This window comes from Roseomonas sp. KE2513, from assembly GCF_016107305.1.
Lineage (GTDB): Bacteria > Pseudomonadota > Alphaproteobacteria > Acetobacterales > Acetobacteraceae > Roseomonas.
This window is the reverse complement of the sequence record NZ_RCVR01000003.1, coordinates 217,461-233,191: the sequence shown is the minus strand read 5'-3', so window position 1 is coordinate 233,191 and position 15,731 is coordinate 217,461. Positions and strand designations below refer to the sequence as shown.

Sequence of the window (15,731 nt, the reverse complement as noted above, 5' to 3'; positions counted from 1 at the left end):
CCGGATCTGCTGAAGGCCGTGCCTTCGACCGACCGTCCTTCTCCTCGCGTTCAAGGAACTTCTCCGGCCAGTGTGCCTCGAGTCCAGGACCAGGGGCGCTGCACGCTGGAAGGTTCCGAGCGAGCCACATGGAGGTCCCAGGGTCTCGGCCGGAAAAGTGGTTCACGCCCTGGCGACAGGCCGCGAAGGCTGCTCCGATAGCCTTCTACGTCCCGTCACGCGGCAGCCAGCGCCCGGAAAGGCCGATCCACAGCGGGCGGAACCGCACACCCGTCACTGCCGACGGCGTGGGACCGCGAAAAGCGGATCTCGCCAGACCCGCCGTCGCTCCACTGCCTTCCGGGTCCGGTTCTCAGATCCCTATCACCCGCCGCGTCGCCTCGAAGACCGCATTTCCCGGCTCACCGAAATCGAAGACAAGATCGAAGTGGTTCGAGCGCGGCCGGGGCGGCACCACCGTCGCCTCGCAGCCGGCCTCGCGCAGGGCGCGGGCGAAATCCTCCGTCTGCCGCTTGAACTCGCCGGTTTCCGTGTCGCCATAGGCCAGCACCACGGGCAGGCCGGAGGGCAGGGGCAGCAGGGCCGGACTGTTCCGCCGGGCCGAGGCCTCGTCGAGATGCATCCAGGCGTTGATATGCGTCGCCGGCAGCGGCCGCAGGTCGAAAAGGCCCGAGAGCAGCGTTGCGCCCGCCACGGCCCGCTCCGGCAGCCCCAGCGCGGCCCCCCAACCGGGCGCGATCATCATCCCCGCGAGGTGCCCGCCCGCGCTGCTTCCGGCGACATGGATGCGGGAGGGATCGCCGCCGAAGCGCGCGATATTCGCGTGGACCCAGGCCAGCGCGCGGCGGCACTCGTCCACGATCCGGTCGAGGCTGGCCGCGGGCGCGAGCGTGTAGTTCACCGAGACCACGCAGGCGCCCGCCGCGACGAAAGCCGGGGCCATGGAGCCGGCATCGGCCGAATCGAGCGCCCGCCAGTAGCCGCCATGGATGAAGACGAGCACCGGCGCCCCCTCGCCCGCGGGATAGACATCCACCCGCTCCGGCTCGGTCGGCCCGTAGCGCTCGGTGGACCAGCGCAGCACGGCCTTCGCGGCGTCGGTGCGCGCGCGATAGGCGCCGATGATCGTCTCCACCTCCGGCGTGGTGGCGCGCGCGTTGTACTCGCGGTCGAGGTCCATGCTCATGCTCTGCCCTTAAGAGGAGGCGGCTAGACGCCGATCAAGGCGCGCACGCGCTCCCCGTCGCGGTCCAGCTCCGCCCCCGTGCCGGTCCAGACCGTGCGGCCCTTTTCCAGCACCGTGTGCCGGTCCGCCAGGCGCCGCAGCGCGGCCAACGTCTTGTCGATCAGCAGGATCGCCTGCCCCTCCGCCTTCAGCGCGGCCAGCGTGGACCAGATCTCCGCCCGGATCACCGGCGCCAGCCCCTCCGTCGCCTCGTCGAGGATGAGGAGGTGCGGGTTTGTCATCAGCGCCCGCCCGATCGCCAGCATCTGCTGCTCCCCGCCCGAGAGCGTGCGCGCGGACTGCCCGGCCCGTTCGCGCAGGCGCGGGAATAGGGCGAAGACGCGCTCCAGCGTCCAGGGATTCGCCGCGCGCTCCCGGTCGGCCGCGGTGGCCACGAGGTTCTCGCGCACGCTCAGCGTCGGGAAGACCTGCCGCCCCTCTGGCACGAGCCCGATGCCCCGCCGCGCCACGCCCTCCGGCGGCAAGCCGGACACCACCTTGCCGCGGAAATCGACGCGCCCGCCGCGCGGCGGGTTCAGCCCCATGATGGCGCGCACCGTCGTCGTCTTGCCCATGCCGTTGCGGCCGAGCAGCGTCACCACCTCCCCGGGGCCCACCGAGAGGTTCACGTCGAACAGCACCTGCGCCGCGCCGTAGCCGGCCTGCAGCCCCTCCACCCGAAGCATCAGACCCCCTCCTCCTCGGAGAGATAGGCGGCGCGCACCTGCGGATCCTGCCGGATCTCCGCGGGCGTGCCGGAGGCGATGCAGTGGCCGTAGACGAGCACCGAGATCCGGTCGGCGAGGCTGAACACCGCGTCCATGTCGTGCTCCACCAGCAGCATCGGGATGCGGCCCTTCAGCCCGCGCAGCACCTCCGTCATCTTCAGACTCTCGGCCGCGCCCAGGCCCGCCATAGGCTCGTCCAGCAGCAGCAGCCGCGGGCCGGTCGCCAGCGCTACGGCAAGTTCCAGCTGCTTGCGCTCCCCGTGCGAGAGATCGGCGACGGGCAGCCGCCAGCGCGCCTCCGCCAAGCCCACCTGCCCGAGCGCCGCCCGCGCCGGTTCCAGCAGCCGCCGGTCGCGCGAGGCGTCGCGCCAGAAGCGGAAGCCGTGCCCCGCCCGCGCCTGCACCGCGAGCGCGACATTGCCCTCCGCCGTGTCGTCCTCCAGCAGCTGCGTGATCTGGAAGGTGCGGGACAGGCCACGCCGCACGCGCGCGGGCGTGGAGAGGGTGGTGATGTCCTCCCCCATGAAGCGGACAACGCCCGCATCCGGCGTGATCTCCCCCATGATCTGGCCGATGGCGGTCGTCTTGCCCGCCCCGTTCGGCCCGATCAGCGCGTGCAGCTCCCCCGGCATCACCTGGAGCGAGAGGTCGTCGGTCGCGACCAGCCCGCCGAAGCGCTTCACCAGCCGCTGGACGGAGAGAACCGGTTCATCAGCCACGGGGCGCCGCCTCCGGCCGAAGCGGCAGGTCCGGCGCCCCCAGATCCCCTGGCTGCACGCGGCCGGGCGGCAGTTCCCCGGCCGGCAGCGCCTCCGCCCCCCGCCCGCGCATTCCCGAGATCCGCCGCACCGCCCCCATCAGCCCGCCCCGCGCAAACAGCACGACCAGCACGAGGATCGGGCCGAGGATGAACTGCCAGTGCTCCGTCAGGCCCGACAACGTGTACTCCAGCGCCACCAGCACCGCCGCCCCGAGCGCCGGCCCCAGCAGCGTGCCGAGCCCGCCGAGGATCACCATCACCATCAGCTCGCCCGACTTCGTCCAGTGCATCATGTCCGGCGAGACGAAGCGCGCCTGGTTCACCATCAGCGCCCCCGCCATGGCCGCCCCCATCCCCGCGATGACGAAGGCCGCGAGCTTGTAGGGATAGGTCCGCACCCCGATCGCGGCCATCCGCCGCTCCCCCTGCCGGATGCCGGACAGCACCCGCCCGAAGCGCGAGCGCGCGATGCGATCCATGATGAACAGCCACGCCGCGAGCAGCCCGAGGCAGATCCAGTAGAGCGTCGCGGGATCGCGGAGATTCATGCCGAAGACCGGCGCCACCCGCCGGATCGCGAGGCCATCGTCCCCGCCATAGGCCTTCAGCGAGACAAACAGGAAGAACAGCATCTGCGCGAAGGCGAGCGTGATCATGATGAACTGCACGCCCGCGGTGCGCAGCGACAACGCCCCGATCACCAGCGCGCCGAGCCCGCCCACGAGGATCGCCAGCGGCAGCGTCACCAGCAGGTCGTTCGTGCCGGGAATGACGCCGAGGAACGGCTCCCCCGAGACGTAATGCGCGTAGAGGATGCCCACGACATAGCCGCCGAGCCCGTAATAGGCGGCGTGCCCAAAGGAGACGAGCCCGCCGCCGCCCAGCAGCAGGTTCAGCGAGGAGGCCGCGATGGCGTAGATCGCGATACGCGTAGCGAGCGCCACCGTCGCCGGGCTGCCGAGCATCGGCGCCACCACCGGCACCAGGGCCGCGAGCGCGAGCAGCAGCACCGCCCAGGCCCGTTCATCCCGCATGAGGTTACGCATGGGCAGGAAACAGCCCGCGCGGCTTGGCCAGCAGCACCAGCGCCATCAGCAGATAGACCCCCATCGAGGCGAGCCCCGCCCCCAGCGCATCCGCCTCCGACCCCGCCATGACCTGCCGAAGCAGACCCGGCACATAGGCGCGCAGCAAGGTGTCCACGACGCCCACCAGCACCGCCCCGAAGAGCGCGCCGCGAACCGAGCCGATGCCGCCGATCACCACCACCACGAAGGTGAGGATGAGGATGCTCTCCCCCATTCCCACCTGCACCGAGAGGATCGGCCCCGCCATCAGCCCCGCCAGCCCTGCCAGCAACGCCCCCAGGCCAAACACCAGCGTGTAGAGCAGCCGCACATCCACGCCGAGCGCCCGCACCATCTCCCGGTGCGTGGCCCCCGCGCGCACGAGCATGCCGATGCGCGACTTCTGGATCAGCAGGTAGAGGCCAAGCGCGACCGCCAGCCCCACCGCGATGATCAGCAGCCGGTAGACAGGGTAATCCACCCCCGGCAGCACCCGCACCGCGCCCCGCAGCCCCTCCGGCACGTTCACGAAGAGCGGCTGGCGCCCGAAGAGCAGCACCATCCCCTCGTTGAAGAAGAGGATCAGCCCGAAGGTCGCCAGCACTTGGTCCAGGTGGTCGCGCGCGTACAATCGTCGCAGCACGACGAACTCGACCACCATCCCCGTCGCCGCCGCGGCCGCGAGGCCGGCCAGCAGCGCGAGCCACGGCGAGCCCGTCGTCGTCGCGGTGATCGCCGCCGCATAGGCGCCGACCATGTAGAGCGAGCCGTGGGCGAGGTTGATCACGCCCATGATCCCGAAGACGAGCGTCAGCCCCGCCGCCAGCAGGAAGAGCGTGACGCCGAGCTGGACGCCGTTCAGCAACTGCTCCAGCAGAAGCGCCACGCCGGGTGTCATCCTAGAACTGGCCCATCAAAAATGACATTGGGAGGAGTAGGCGTCCCCGTGGTTCGTCAGGACGCGGTCCTTCGTCACCAGCGCGGGCTTGCCGGCCACGTTCTCCACCTTCAGCGCCCACCAGTCCTGCACGGGATGGTTGTTCGACCCGAAGGCGAACTTGCCGCGCGTACTCTCGAAATTCGCGGGCTTCATCGCGCGATAGAAGGCCTCCGTATCGTCAACCTTGCCGCCCGTTCCCTTCAGCGCCGCGCCGATTGCCAGCGCTGCGTCGAAGCTCTGCTGCGCGTAGAAGGTCGGCAGCCGGTTGAATTTTTGCTGGAACGCCGCGACGAAGCGCTTGCTCGCCTCGTTCGGGAAGTCGGTGTTCCAGTGGCTGGTCAGGTTCACGCCGACAGCGGCATCGCCCACCGCCGCCAGCGTCGTCGCGTCCATGGACGGCGCGGCGAGCGTCATCGGCAGGTTCGCCATCAGCCCGGCCTGGATGTACTGGCGCAGGAAGGCGATGCCGAGGCCGCCCGGATGGAACTGGTATACGCCGTCCGGCGCCGCCGCGCGGATCTGCGCCATTTCCGCCGCGAAGTCCGTCTGGTCGAGGCGGGTATAGACCTCGCCCGCGAGCTGCCCCTTGTAGAGACGCTTGAACCCCGTCAGCGCATCCCGCCCCGCCTGGTAGTTCGGCGCGAGGATGAACATTCGCTTCTGCCCGAGATTCGTCGCGAGCTGCCCTGCGCTCTCGTGCAGGCTGTCGTTCTGCCAGGCGATGGACCAGAAGTTCTTGTTGCACTCCTTCCCCGCGAGGTTCGAGGGCGAGGCATTCGGCGAGACATAGATCCCGCCCGCATCCAGCACGTCCGGCGCCACGGCGCCGAGCACGTTGGAGAAGACGATCCCCGTCAGCAGCCTGATGCGCTCATTCTTCATGAAGCGCTCGGCCACCTGCTTGCCCTGGCCGGGGCGCAGCCCGTCATCCTCCACCAGCAGCTGCACGGGCGCGCCGCCAAGCTTCCCGCCCTCCATGTCGATCGCCAGCTGGAAGGCATCGCGGATGTCCTGCCCAAGATAACTGCCCGCGCCCGAGAGCGTGGTGATCATCCCGATCTTCAGCGGCGCCCCTTGGGCGATCGCCGGGCGGGAGAGCGGGGAGGCGGCGAGCGGCGCCAGCCCGAGGGCGGCGCCGGAAGCGAGAAGCCCGCGGCGATTGATCGTCATGGAAAGCCTCCGTTCGTTTCGTTGAAGCCTAAAGTATCCCTCGGGCACGCGTCCACACGAAGATGAGGCCGCCCCTACTCCACCCGCGCGCCCGAGACCCGCACCAGCTCCGCCTTCACCGCGTAATCCGCCGCGATCATCGCGGCCGAGGCCTCGGGCGTCGCGGCGTGCACCGTGTAGCCATTGGGCAGCAGGTGCCGGTCCCGGATCACCGGCTCCTCCAGCGCCGCGGCCACGTCCTTCTGGATGCGCGACAGCAGCGCCGCCGGCGTGCCCGTGGGCGCGAAGATGCCGAACCAGGTGCGCGGGTCGGCCTCGGGGTAGCCGGCCTCGATCAGCGTCGGCACGTCGGGCAGCTGCGGCAGGCGCGTCGGCCGCCCCACCGCCAGCGCCCGGAGCGCCCCCGTCGCCAGGAACTCGCGGGATGACGCGACGCCGGAGAGCGTGCCCTGCACCTCCCCCGCGACGGTCGCCAGCACCGCCGGCGTCAGCCCGCGATAGGCTACCTGCGTGATCTCGATCCCTTCCCGCGCCTTGATGCTCTCGAAGAGCAGGTGCGGCTGGCTGCCCGGCCCGTAGGAGCCGTAGTTCAGCGCCCCCGGCTGCGCCCGCGCCGCCACCACCAGCCCCGCCATGTCGCGTGCTGGCACTGAGGGATTCACCAGCACCATCTGGTGCACGTCCAGCAGGTAGGAGACGGGCACGAGGTCCTTCATCGGGTCGTGCGGCAGCCGCGCGTGCATGTGCGGGTTGGAGGTGATGGAGGAATCCGAGGTCATGAGCAGCACGTGCCCGTCCGGCGCCGCCTTCACCACGGCGTCCGTGCCAGGGATGGTCGCGCCGCCCGGGCGGTTGTCCACCGTCACCGTCTGCCGCCACGTCACCGTCAGCCGATCCGCCAGCGCCCGCGCCAGCGCGTCCAGCCCGCCGCCGGGCGGATAGGGCACGACGATCCGCACGGGCCGGTCGGGCCAGGCGGGCTGCGCCCACGCCGGTGACGCCAGGGCGGGCGTGGCCAGGAAGGGAGCGGCGATTAGCAGGCGTCTGCGCAACATCACGGGAGTCCTCTGCGAGGGGACGATGCAGGTTTCGGGCCGCCTTCGGAAAGCCTCGCGCTGCCCGCTGTCAGAAGAGGTGCCGCTCCAGCCGCGCCACCGTGTCCGCCGGCGCCTCCAGCTTCGCCTGATGGCCGATGCCCGGCTGCACCGCCAGCACGGCGCCAGGGATGGCCGCGGCCAGGACGCGGCTGACCTCGGGCGGGTTCACCCGGTCCTCGCTTCCCACCAGCACGAGCGTCGGCGCCCGGATGCGCGGCGCGAAATCGGTCGTGTCCGTCGCGTCGCTCGCGCGCGCCGAGCGCATCAGCCCCTTCGCGTGCGTCGCGGCCAGGGATTGCCGCACCCATTCCGCCACCACCTCCGGCGTGCCGGGCGCGACGAGATTCGACCAGCGCTTCCGCGCCAGTGCCATGCCGCCCTCGGCCACGCTCTCCGCGCGCATCGCCAGCATCCGCGCCCGCTCCGCCTCCGGCTTCCAGCGCTGCCCGCGCGACGCCCCGAGCAGCGCCAGCCGCCCCACCCGCGCCGGGTGCTCCGCTGCCATCACGGCGCCCACCATCGAGCCGAAGGAGGAGCCCACGACATGCGCCCGCCCGATGCCCAGCGCATCCAGCAGCGCGACGGCCGCGCGCGCGTAATCCGTCGCCGCCGGCGCCTCCGCCGCGAAGTCGGCCGACAGCCAGTAGCCCGGCGCGTTCCAGGCGATCACCCGCGCCCGCCGCGCCAGCGCCGGCAGCACGAAGCGCCAGCCGGTGGAATTCGACCCGATGCCGTGCATCAGCAGCACCGCCTCCGGACCCTCGCCCCCCTCCATGAAGGAGATCCGCCCGTGCTCCAGCCCCAGCGCCCCCGCGTCCAGCTCGGCGAAGCGCGTTTCGGGCAGGGGCGGCGCCTCGCTGCCGTCGGGGTGGTGGATCACAGGCTCACCCAGCCCTCCGGCGGCGTCTTGCCGGGGTGCAGCGTGCCGCAATGCGGGCAGGTGCGCTTCTCCTCGCTCGCGTAGAACTCGGCGTAGAGCGGCGGCAGGTCCTTCACGATGTCCTTCACCACCAGCTCGATCCGGTGGACCCTCCCGTTGCACGTGAAACAGTACCACTCGAAAGCGTCCTTCACGCCCTCGGGCCGGCGGCCTTCCACCACCAGCCCCACCGAGCCGGCCTGCGGGCGCTGGGGCGAGTGCGGGGTGTGCTTGGGCAACAGGAAGACCTGCCCTTCCCGAATCGGGATGTCCTGGATGCGCCCGTCCATGTGCACCTTCAGCACCATGTCGCCGCGCAACTGGTAGAAGAACTCCTCCACGGGGTCGTCGTGGAAGTCCACGCGCTGGTTCGGCCCGCCGACGATCTGCACGACCGTCTCCGCGTCCTCGAACAGCAGCTTGTTGCCCACGGGGGGCTTCAGCAGGTGCTCGTTCTCCGCGATCCATGCCTTGAAGTCGAAGGGCTTCTTCATTCCTGGCTCCTGGAAGCAAGGCCGGGGGAGGTGAACTCCCCCGGACCCCCTCCTTTTTTTATCGGACAGAAAAAGATGGGGGTCCGGGGGAATTCCTTCCCCCGGCCTTCCTTACTCCGCCGCCTGCCGCATCGGCCGCAGCCCGCAGCCCTCGAAGGCCGCCCGCGTCGCCGCCCGCTCCGCCTCGGTCAGTTGCAGCATCGGCCGCCGCACCGGCCCGCCCGCCTGGCCCAGCAGCTCCATCCAGTACTTTGTATGCGCCGGCGGCTTGCCGCCGGGCTTGGTGGAGCGGATCGCCTGCCGCACCGGGGCCAGGCTGTCGAAGACCCGCCGCGCCTCCTCCGCGCGCCCGGCGAAGGCGAGGTCCGTGTATTCCCGCATCCGCGTATCGCCCGCCGTCTGCAGCATCGCGGGTGGGGAGGAGCAGAGATAGAGCCGCCATCCCAGCTCAAGAATGTTGTCCAGCCACTCGTCCTCGCTCGCCGTGCTCACCAGCAGCGCGTCACCGGCGCGGCGGGACAGTTCCGAGTACATCTCTCGCGGCACGGAGTACTTGATCGCGACAATGCTCGGAATCTCCGCGATGCGGAGGCAGAGATCGGGGCTCATCAGGTAGCCGCTGTCTGGGTGCGACCACATGGCGATGCCGAGCCGCGTGCGCTCGCTGATGTATCGGTAGTATTCGACCAGCGTCTCGTCGCGGTCGTGCAGGAAGTGCAGCACGGGCGCGTGCACCACGATGAAGTCAGCGCCGCAGGTCTCGGCGTGTGCGGCCAGCTCCAGCACCGTGTCCAGGTTCTGGTCGGAGCAGGACATGATGCTCCGCTTGCCCGTTTCCCGCGCCACCTCGGCCGCGATGGAGAAGCACCGCTTCCGCTCCTCGACCGACATCGAGAAGAACTCGCCCTGCTTCCCCGCGACGAAGACGCCGTCCACGCCGAGCTCGGTGAACCAGTGGCGCAGGTTCGCCCGGAAGCCCGCCTCGTCCAGCGACAGGTCCGCCCGGAAGGGCGTCGGCGCCGCGCACCAGATGCCGCGCAGATGGGTGCGGGCAAAGCTCTTGGCCCCCACCCGATCATAGGTCCCGCGATCATAGGTCCCGCTCATGGCCGTCCTCCCCGGGATTGGCTGGCACAGCCTATCGGCACCTGCCGCGTTGGGGGAAGCCCGGCCCGTTTGCACCCTTCCAAGGCCCGATGCCCGGCCTTCCACATTCCGCGTGCACTCCGGCCATCATGACGCTTTAATGACACCTCTCCGCGGGAGGACCTGTTGGACGCATTGCGACTCTTGATCGAGCTGGCAGGGGAGGCCGCCCTCCTCCTCTTCGGGCTGCACCTCGTGCAGCGCGGGGTGGAGCGGGCCTTCGGCGCCAATCTCCGTCGCGCGGTCAACGTCGCCCTCGGCTCCCGCCCCCGCGCCTTCCTGGCAGGGCTCGGCGTCACCGCCGCCCTCCAGAGCAGCACCGCCGCCGCCCTGATGGTCGGCGGTCTCGCGGCCCGCGGGGCACTGGGGCTGGAACCGGCCCTGGCGGCCATGCTCGGCGCCAATGTCGGCACGGCGCTGATCGTTCAGCTTCTCTCCTTCGACGTGCGCGCGGTCTTTCCCGCCCTCCTCTTCCTCGGCTGGGCCGCCTACCGGCGCCCTAAGCTCCGCCAGCGAGAGGCCGGGCGCGCGGTGATGGGCCTCGGCCTCATGCTCGCCGCCCTGCACCTCATGCTCGACAGCATGGCGCCGCTCCAGGCCTCCCCCGCCTTCCGGGAGGTGCTGCACCTCCTCGCGGGCTCGCCGCTCCTCAACCTCCTCGCCGCGGCCCTGCTCGCCTGGGCGATGCACTCCTCGGTCGCGGCCGTCCTCCTCGTGGGGTCGCTGGCCGGCGCCGGGGCGCTCGGTCCGGAGGCGGCGGTCGCCATGGTCCTCGGCGCCAATCTCGGCAGCGCCGTCACCCCCGTCCTCGCCGCTCGCGGGGAGGAGGCGCGGGACCTCTCGCGCCAGCGCCTGCCGCTCGGCAACCTGCTGAACCGACTGCTGGGCGCCCTTGTCGCCCTTGCCCTGCTCGGCCCGCTCACCGAGGCCCTCCGCGCCCTCGATCCTGCCCCCGCGCGGCTGGTGGCGAACGCCCACCTCGCCTTCAACCTCCTCCTCGCCCTCGCGAGCCTGCCCTTCCTCACGCCCTTCGCGCGCGTCCTCGCACGGCTCCTCCCAGCGCCGCCCGCGGCAGCCGACGCCGCAGCCCCCCGCTATCTCGACCCCGAGGCCTTCTCCACCCCCGCCGTCGCCCTCTCCAACGCCGCGCGCGAGGCGCTGCGGATTGCCGACGAGGTGGAGGCCATGCTGCGCGACGCCGCCGCCGCCCTCCGCCGCGCCGATATCGAGCGCGCCCGCGCCACCGCCCGCCGCGACGACGTGGTGGACAACCTCCACCACGCCGTCCACGCTTACCTGGCCGGCCTGCCCCGCGAAGCCCTCACCCCCGCCGAGGCCACGCGCCTCGAGGAGATCCGCGACCTCGCCATCGTGCTCGAGCATGTGGGCGACATCGTCGAGCGCGGGCTGGCCCGCCACGCCACCCGCGCCGCGCGCCGCGGCACCCAGCTCACGCCCGAGCTGGCCGACGAACTCGTCGCCCTGCACCACCGCGCCATCGCCCAGCTCCGCCTCGCGGTGGCGGTCTTCATGGGCGGGGACACCGCCGCCGCCCGTCAGCTCGTGGTGGAGAAGGAGGCCTGGCGCCGGGCCGAGCGCGCCGCCGCCGGCCGGCTCGGCCGCAGCGCCGACGACGCCTCCGCCGCCACCGCCCGCCTGGCGCTGGACGTGACCCGCGACCTCAAGGGCATCGCCGGGCATCTCGCCGCCCTGGCGCACCCCCTGCTGGAGCGCGAGGGCCTGCTGCGCGTCAGCCGCCTGCGGGCCGCGCCGGCGGCCTGAGGCGGGACACCGCGTGTTTGCGGCCCTGCACAGAGGTGGCAAACAGGAGCAGCGAACGTCGCGAGGCCCGCATGAACGGCATAGCTATTCTTCTGGGCCCGGTGGGGTTGAGCATCCTCGGCGTCCTTGTCCTCGGCGGCTTGGTCAGCCTTCTCGCCAGCGGCGGAAAGCGCGGAAAACAGGCTGCACCAGGTGGCCTCGACCTCGGCTTTGGTGAAACTGAGAACATGGGCAAGGCATCCCGCCCGACGGATTACCCCGACTTCCCCACCCTGCTGGACCGATTCGTCCTACCCCTCTCCCAGGCCCATCCCAACTGGGAGCGCCTGGACGGCGCCCATGACGTGCCCGGCCAGCCCGTCTCCTGGTTCACCTGGAACGACGTCCGCTACAGCGTCAGCGGCGAAACCCATGTCCGCGCCCTCCTCCAGGCACGGGACTGGACAAAGGAGCACCCCGGCGAAGACCCCCTCGTCGTAAAACCAACCAAGGGCGGCGCCGGGCGCCTCACCCTGAGGCCGGAAATCGGTTGGAGGGACGAGAAGGGGATCCGGATCGAGACTGGCTGAGGACAAGTCCCCGGATAGGCCTCTGTCCGCTCCGGGCGTCCGGAACGGTGATGGGGGTCGCATTCCTTTCTCTGCGCTTCACCCCTTGATCGAACCGCCGCCCTTCTCCGCCCTCGTAACATAAGTGCCCGGTCCGCGTTCCCTGATGGTCCCCGACCAAGTGGAGCCAATGCCGGATTCCGTCCCTTCCCGCCCGTCCCGCGCCCAGGGGCCGGTGCGCTCCAGCCTTTCGCGCACCAACCTCTCCGCCGAGGTGGCCGCCGCCGGCGTGCCCAATGGCGGCCCCGGGGTCTTCTATGCCGGCATTGCCCTCGTCGGCGTGCTCTACGTCACCCGCGAGTTGCTGGTGCCGCTGGCCCTCGCCATCCTGCTCGCCTTCGTGCTGGCGCCGGTGGTCCGCGCCTTCCGCAAGATCGGCGTGCCCCGCGTCGCCTCCGAGATGCTGGGCGTCATCCTGGCTGTCGCGGTGATCGCGGGCCTCGGCGCGCTGATGGGCCGCCAGCTGGCCGAACTGGCCACCGACCTTCCCTTCTACCAGGCCACGGTCACCCAGAAGCTAACCGGCCTCTTCGGGGATCATGGCCCGCTCGGCCGCGCCTCGGAGCTGCTCCGCTCCCTCGGTGAGGGCCTCTCCTCAAAGGATTCAGCCGCCTCCTCCGCAGCCGCCGCGCAGTCCGGCCTGCCACCCCTTCCCGTGGAGGTGCGCGAGCCCGCGCCGGGCCTCCTCGTGGTCATGCAGCGGGTCGTCGGCCCTCTGCTCGGCCCCGTTGCCACCACCGGCATCGTCATCGTCTTCGTTGTCTTCCTCCTTCTCTACCGGGAGGACCTGCGGGACCGCGTCATCAAGCTGATGGGCTCGCGCGACCTCCAGCGCACCACCGCCGCCATCAACGACGCCGCCTCCCGCCTCTCGCGCTACTTCCTCGCGCAGACGGCGATGAACGCCGCCTTCGGCCTCGGCATCGCCGCCGGGCTCTGGGCCATCGGCATCCCCAACCCCCTGCTCTGGGGCGTCATCGCGGGGCTGATGCGCTTCGTCCCCTTCATCGGCGGCTTCATCGCGGCCGCCTTCCCCGTCCTCCTCGCGATCGCGGTGGATCCGGGCTGGACGATGCTCATCTGGGTCATCATCCTCTTCGCCGTCGCCGAGCCGCTGATGGCCCAGGCGGTGGAGCCGATGGTCTACGGCCACTCCACCGGCCTCTCGCCCGTCGCCATCCTCCTCGCCACGGCCTTCTGGGCCTGGCTCTGGGGACCGATCGGCCTGCTGCTGGCCACCCCGCTCACCGTCGGGCTGGTGGTTCTCGGCCGCCACGTGGACCGGCTGGAATTCCTCGACGTCCTTCTCGGGGACCGCGCCGCCCTCGCCCCGCCCGAGGCCTTCTACCAGCGCGCCCTGGCCGGCGACGCGGACGGCCTGGCCGAGCAGGCGGAGCTCCAGCTCCGCGGCATGCCCCTCCTCTCCTACTACGACAGCGTCGCCCTGCCCGGCCTCTCCCTCGCCCAGGAGGACGCGACCCGCGGCGCCCTCAACCGTGCCCGGCTCGACGTGCTGCGCTCCCGGGTGGACGAGCTGCTCGACGACCTCTCCGAGCACGAGGACGTCGAGCCCCCGGCCATCGAGGCCGACGGCCCGGTGCAGCGGGAGAGTGACGGCGAGCCCGGCCCCGACGCCCCGCCTCCCCCCGCGCCGCCGGCACCTCCGCCCGAATGGGCCAACCCCGGCACCGTCCTCTGCGTCGCCGGCCGCGGCCGGCTGGACGAACAGGCCACCGCCATGCTCGCCCAGGTGCTCACCCTCGCCGGCTACGGCGCCACCACCCTCCCCGCCGAGGCCCTGCGCAACGCCGCGGCCGTGCCGGAAGGGGCCCGCGCCGTGGTGCTCTCGGCTCTCGAGGGAGGCAGCGGCGCGGCCAGCGCCCGCTACGCCATCCGCCGCCTGCGCCGCCGCTTCCCCAACGCCCTGCTCGTCGCCGGCGTCTGGGGCGCCGAACGCGACAGCCCCGTCCTCGCGGCCCTGCGGGAGGAAGGAATGCGAAGCTGCGAAGCCCGCTCCCTCCGCGACGCGCTGGCCTGCCTCTCGGCGGAGGCGGCACCGGCCGAAGTACCGCCGACCGCGGCCTGACAGGAGCGGTCCGGTCCGGAGAGGGCAGCGCCCTCTCCGGACCTCCCGCATGAACGCGCAACATTCATCCCAGCCCGCCAGGAGCCTGAGGCCCTCGGATCCCCGTCTGGCTGTCGCGGAACCTTCCTGACCATGCAGTCGCCTCGGGCCATAAGCGCGAGGCGCACCGGCCGCGAAACCACTCAAACTCAGAGAAGAAGATGATGGTGAGGGGCTTGGGGAGAGGAAGAATCCCTTCTTCCACTCCCCGGATCCACCCGCGAAGCCCCATCACCCCAGAAGCGCGGCCGCCAGGTTCACCGCCGCTGCCAGGATCACCGCGTTGAAAAGGAAGGCGAGCGCCGCATGGCCGAGCACGGCGCGGCGTATCGTTGCCGTGCGCGTCGTCACGTCGGAGACCTGGGCCGTCATGCCGACGGTCATCGCGAAGTAGAGGAATTCGGGAAAGTCCGGCCGGTCGTTGCCAGGAAAGTCGAGGCCCTGGCCGCCGAGCCAGTGCACATGGGCGTAGTGGTGCGCGAAGAGCACCTGCACAAAGAGCCAGGAGACCACCACCGTGCCGCCCGCCGAGAGGGCGGCGCCCGTGGCCTGGGCGGTGCCCTTGGCGGTCGCCAGGTCCGCCACCACCGCGCCGAGCGCCGCTAGGGCGGCGATGACGCTGGCCAGGAGGATGCCCCACTGGTCCTGGTCGAGCGCCGCGGCCCGGGCGGCGAGTTCCTCGGGCTCATCGTCCCAGAGGGCAACGGAGATGGCCACGGTGTAGGCGAGTGCCGAGGCGTTCCAGAAGGCGAGCACGCTGCTGGTGCCGCGCAGGCCGGCCAGCCAGGCTACCAGCCCCGCCGCCAGCCCCAGCACGAGCGAGGACAGGAGGATGGGGCGGCGCTGGAGCCGGGCCGGGAGCATCGCCGCGCTCACCCCTCCCCGGTCTCGCCGATAGGGGCGACCTCGCCGGTCATGCCGGCCAGTACCTCCGCCACGTGGCGCACGCGGATGGGGCTCGCCTCCCGCTTGAGGCGGCCGGCCATGTTCAGCAGGCAGCCGAGATCGCCCGCCAGCAGCGTGTCGGCGCCCGTTCCGCGGATGTCGGCCACCTTGTCCGTCACCATGCGGGTCGAGATCGCCGGGTACTTCACGCAAAAGGTGCCGCCGAAGCCGCAGCACAGCTCGGGCTCGGCCAGTTCCTTCACGGTGAGGCCCGGCACCTTGGCGAGCAGCGCGCGGGGCTGGGCCCGCACCCCCATCTCCCGCAGGCCGGAGCAGCTGTCGTGATAGGCGGCGATGCCGTCATAGGCCGGGCGGGCCGTGTCGAGGCCCATCACGTCCACGAGGAAGGAGGTCAGCTCGTGCGTGCGGGCCGCCAGCGCCTCGGCCTTGCCGCGATAGGCGGGATCGTCCTCGAAGAGGGCGGGGTAGTGGTGCGCGATCATCCCCGCGCAGGAGCCGGAGGGCGCGACAACGTGGTCGTAGCCGAGGAAGGCGTCGATCACCGCGCGGGCGAGGTCCTTCGCCGTCGCCCGGTCCCCGGAATTATAGGCGGGCTGGCCGCAGCAGGTCTGGGTGGCCGGCACCTCCACCTGGCACCCCGCCTCCTCTAGCAACTTCAGGGCGGCGAAGCCCACGGAAGGCCGGTACAGATCGACCAGGCAGGTGACGAAGAGCGCGACGCGGGGCTTGGTGTCGGACATCGCGCCCAAGATAGGCGGGCGGCG

At 71.4% G+C, this 15,731-nt stretch carries 15 protein-coding genes; 3 read left to right on the top strand and 12 right to left on the bottom strand.

Annotated features, from left to right (window positions below; translation table 11 throughout):
• Positions 1–352: 352 nt before the first annotated feature.
• From D9599_RS04795 to D9599_RS04750, 10 genes are all read right to left on the bottom strand, one after another.
• The gene (locus D9599_RS04795) at positions 353–1,180 is read right to left on the bottom strand and encodes an alpha/beta hydrolase (protein ID WP_198380075.1); all 828 of its coding nucleotides are present in this window, start codon (positions 1,178–1,180) and stop codon (positions 353–355) included.
• A gap of 29 nt (positions 1,181–1,209) precedes the next feature.
• Complete coding sequence (locus tag D9599_RS04790; RefSeq protein WP_198380074.1) at positions 1,210–1,911, bottom strand: ABC transporter ATP-binding protein; 702 nt, start codon at positions 1,909–1,911, stop codon at positions 1,210–1,212.
• Entirely contained in the window at positions 1,911–2,672 is a 762-nt protein-coding gene (locus tag D9599_RS04785) for an ABC transporter ATP-binding protein (RefSeq protein ID WP_309228537.1), read from the bottom strand. Before D9599_RS04785 ends, D9599_RS04790 begins: the two co-directional genes overlap by 1 nt.
• Positions 2,665–3,759 (bottom strand): branched-chain amino acid ABC transporter permease, encoded by a 1,095-nt coding sequence (locus D9599_RS04780; protein WP_198380073.1) that lies wholly within the window; start codon positions 3,757–3,759, stop codon positions 2,665–2,667. Before D9599_RS04780 ends, D9599_RS04785 begins: the two co-directional genes overlap by 8 nt.
• The gene (locus D9599_RS04775) at positions 3,752–4,678 is read right to left on the bottom strand and encodes a branched-chain amino acid ABC transporter permease (RefSeq protein ID WP_198380072.1); all 927 of its coding nucleotides are present in this window, start codon (positions 4,676–4,678) and stop codon (positions 3,752–3,754) included. The genes D9599_RS04780 and D9599_RS04775 overlap by 8 nt, the downstream gene beginning before the upstream one ends.
• A 15-nt stretch (positions 4,679–4,693) precedes the next feature.
• Positions 4,694–5,890 (bottom strand): ABC transporter substrate-binding protein, encoded by a 1,197-nt coding sequence (locus D9599_RS04770; RefSeq protein ID WP_198380071.1) that lies wholly within the window; start codon positions 5,888–5,890, stop codon positions 4,694–4,696.
• A gap of 74 nt (positions 5,891–5,964) precedes the next feature.
• Positions 5,965–6,945 (bottom strand): tripartite tricarboxylate transporter substrate binding protein, encoded by a 981-nt coding sequence (locus D9599_RS04765; protein WP_198380070.1) that lies wholly within the window; start codon positions 6,943–6,945, stop codon positions 5,965–5,967.
• Between the two features lie 70 nt (positions 6,946–7,015).
• The gene (locus tag D9599_RS04760; RefSeq protein ID WP_198380069.1) at positions 7,016–7,867 is read right to left on the bottom strand and encodes an alpha/beta fold hydrolase; all 852 of its coding nucleotides are present in this window, start codon (positions 7,865–7,867) and stop codon (positions 7,016–7,018) included.
• A complete protein-coding gene (locus D9599_RS04755) occupies positions 7,864–8,400 on the bottom strand; it encodes a 3-hydroxyanthranilate 3,4-dioxygenase (protein ID WP_043835228.1) in 537 nt (178 codons plus the stop codon). Before D9599_RS04755 ends, D9599_RS04760 begins: the two co-directional genes overlap by 4 nt.
• Before the next feature lie 111 nt (positions 8,401–8,511).
• Complete coding sequence (locus D9599_RS04750) at positions 8,512–9,507, bottom strand: dihydrodipicolinate synthase family protein (RefSeq protein ID WP_198380068.1); 996 nt, start codon at positions 9,505–9,507, stop codon at positions 8,512–8,514.
• Positions 9,508–9,672: 165 nt separating this feature from the next.
• Here D9599_RS04750 and D9599_RS32120 point away from each other — a divergent pair, with 165 nt between their 5' ends.
• The 3 genes from D9599_RS32120 to D9599_RS04735 all read left to right on the top strand — a co-directional run bounded on the left by D9599_RS32120 (position 9,673) and on the right by D9599_RS04735 (position 14,022).
• The gene (locus D9599_RS32120) at positions 9,673–11,328 is read left to right on the top strand and encodes a Na/Pi cotransporter family protein (protein WP_198380067.1); all 1,656 of its coding nucleotides are present in this window, start codon (positions 9,673–9,675) and stop codon (positions 11,326–11,328) included.
• Positions 11,329–11,399: 71 nt separating this feature from the next.
• Positions 11,400–11,897, top strand: a complete 498-nt coding sequence (locus D9599_RS04740) for a hypothetical protein (protein ID WP_198380066.1) — start codon at positions 11,400–11,402, stop codon at positions 11,895–11,897.
• Positions 11,898–12,066: 169 nt separating this feature from the next.
• Positions 12,067–14,022: an AI-2E family transporter gene (locus D9599_RS04735; protein WP_198380065.1), complete on the top strand. Its 1,956-nt coding sequence runs from the start codon at positions 12,067–12,069 to the stop codon at positions 14,020–14,022.
• Positions 14,023–14,292: 270 nt separating this feature from the next.
• Here D9599_RS04735 and D9599_RS04730 read toward each other — a convergent pair whose 3' ends face one another.
• Both D9599_RS04730 and D9599_RS04725 read right to left on the bottom strand, forming a co-directional pair.
• Complete coding sequence (locus D9599_RS04730; RefSeq protein ID WP_198380064.1) at positions 14,293–14,925, bottom strand: DUF1345 domain-containing protein; 633 nt, start codon at positions 14,923–14,925, stop codon at positions 14,293–14,295.
• Between the two features lie 8 nt (positions 14,926–14,933).
• Positions 14,934–15,707: a (Fe-S)-binding protein gene (locus D9599_RS04725; RefSeq protein ID WP_198380063.1), complete on the bottom strand. Its 774-nt coding sequence runs from the start codon at positions 15,705–15,707 to the stop codon at positions 14,934–14,936.
• Between the last annotated feature and the right edge of the window lie 24 nt (positions 15,708–15,731).